Source organism: Albidovulum sp. (assembly GCF_049646345.1).
Classification (GTDB): domain Bacteria; phylum Pseudomonadota; class Alphaproteobacteria; order Rhodobacterales; family Rhodobacteraceae; genus Albidovulum.
In genome coordinates, this window is sequence record NZ_JBARVQ010000202.1 from 1 (window position 1) to 1674 (window position 1674).

Here is a 1674-nt window from a genome sequence, read left to right on the forward strand (position 1 = left end):
GGGTTACGTCCTTGCCGGTCTGGTCGAGAAGCGCGGCAAAGATCGCCTCGCGGAACGCGAGGAAGAGCGTGAACATGAGGATCAGCGTGGTTGCCGTTAATGCGGCTGCGGCAAGTTTCTGCCCCCCGCTCAGCCTGCGGGACAGGATCAGGATCGGGATTGTCAGAAGGACGGGCATTGCGATCAGGATTGCCCCGGTCGATTTCGCCATGATCAGCAGTACCAGCCCGGCAGGCAGGCCCGCGAGTGCCGCCAGGCGCAAGCGGGCCGTCGCATTGCGATCCAGAGCCAGCGCAAGTGCCAGCACAAGAAACGTGGCCGAAGCCGCAGCCAGCGCGTTCTTGCTGCCGAATATGCCCAGCCAGGCCCCGTCGAAATCCCGCGCATTTCCCGCGATCAGGCTGGCCAAGATCACGCTGAAGAAGATCAGGAACAACACCCGATGAAAGGTCGCCGGGGCAAGGCGGGTGGCGGCGGTTACCGCGATGACGACTGTCGCCAGCAGTTGCAGCGAGAACCGGAAAGTGATCCCCGGATAGTCGGACCAGAGTGACGAGGCCAGACAATAAAGCGGCAGGAGCAGCACGAACCAGTAGCGCGAAAGGGCCGAGACCGTTGCCGCCGGATTGCGCGCCATGAGCAGCCCGCCCGCCGCCAGAAACCCCAGCGCCCCGGCGCTGCCGATCACGGGAATCCAGAGAAGCGCCCCCAGCGCCAGCGTGACCAGCGCCGCATTCGGGCAGACCGAGAGGCCCACCCGTTGCCCGATGCCGTTATGTCTCTCTGCGATCTGCATCTGGCGCTCAGAGTTCCCCGCAAAGGACCGATTGCGGGAACCGGCAGGGCTCGCTTGCCTTGGTATAGGCGATCCAGTCGACCTCCATCGTCACAGGTTCGGTGGGCGGCGTGAATGGCCCCATCCAGTCGGTCAGCGTGTCACTGCCCCAAAGGCTGAAGAATATCCGTTGAGGCGTAATTGGCAGTTGGTCAGCATCCGCTGCCTCATGCACCAGCTTGCCATTGACGAACCAGCGCAGACGATCCGGTTCCCAGATGAAAGCATAGGTGTTGAAACCCTGATCAGCGGGCGGAATGGCGGCCGTTCCGCCGTTGAAGGGCTTGCCCGCGACATAGGTGTTCAGGCTGACCTGCGACGTGTCTTTCAGCAGGATCTCAACATCGATCTCATCATGCGGCTGTTGCTGTTGTGGTCCGATATAGGAAAAGAATGCGGCATTGAGGCCCGATCCCTTGCCGGTTTTCAGCCGCGCCTCATAGGTGCCGTAGCCATAACTTTCCCGCGTCTGAACCTCACCGCAAAGATAGTCGTGCGTGGCGGATTTCCCCGGCGTGAATGACAGGGTCAGCATGCTGTCCTTCTGCCGCACCGCGCGTTCCGACCACTGACAGTTCTGCCAGTCCCCGTTCGCCCAGCCATCCGAAACATACCAGCGCGACCGGTCAAAGCGGTCGAAATCGTCATGAAACGACTCCCCCGCCTGCGCCGATGCAGCGGTCAGAAGGATCGCAAGCGCGGGGATGATCCCATACTCTTTCAAGGTCTTTTCCTGCATAGTTCCATGTCATTCGGGCCGGACCATACCCTGCCAGCCTGTGCCGGGCGATGGACTGCGGTCCGGTCTGCAAGTGAACGCATGGGTGTCGGCAAAAATC

Annotated in this window: 1 protein-coding gene and 1 pseudogene; both read right to left on the reverse strand. The window is 61.7% G+C overall.

Annotation, left to right across the window (positions count from 1 at the left end):
* A pseudogene (locus tag WBB85_RS04865) lies at positions 1-796 on the reverse strand (O-antigen ligase family protein); the annotation flags it as partial.
* 7 nt (positions 797-803) lie between these two features.
* The gene (locus WBB85_RS04870; protein WP_432637499.1) at positions 804-1559 is read right to left on the reverse strand and encodes a family 16 glycosylhydrolase; all 756 of its coding nucleotides are present in this window, start codon (positions 1557-1559) and stop codon (positions 804-806) included.
* Between the last annotated feature and the right edge of the window lie 115 nt (positions 1560-1674).